Here is a 244-nt window from a genome sequence, read left to right on the forward strand (position 1 = left end):
CGGGCAAGCATCCAGGTCATTCTGAGTATGGTACAACAGCAAGCGGTTTGACTACAAAGCAAGGCGTTACAATTGCTTGCCCGCCATATATGGAATTTGGAACAAAATTATACATAGAAGATGTCGGACTAAGAGTGTGTCAGGATAGAGGTGGAGACATAAAAGGAAATAGATTAGATGTCTTCATTGATAACTTAAAAAAGGCCAGAGAGTTTGGACGAAAAACATTAGCAGTCGATGAAAT

1 protein-coding gene is annotated in these 244 nt (G+C 40.2%); it reads left to right on the plus strand.

Annotated elements, in window-relative coordinates; translation table 11 throughout:
• Positions 1-244, plus strand: a 244-nt coding sequence (locus SB749_RS20520; protein WP_410711936.1) for a 3D domain-containing protein, incomplete at both ends; no start/stop codon positions are given.

The organism is Brevibacterium sp. SIMBA_078 (assembly GCF_046534565.1).
Taxonomy (GTDB): Bacteria; Actinomycetota; Actinomycetes; order Actinomycetales; family Brevibacteriaceae; genus Brevibacterium.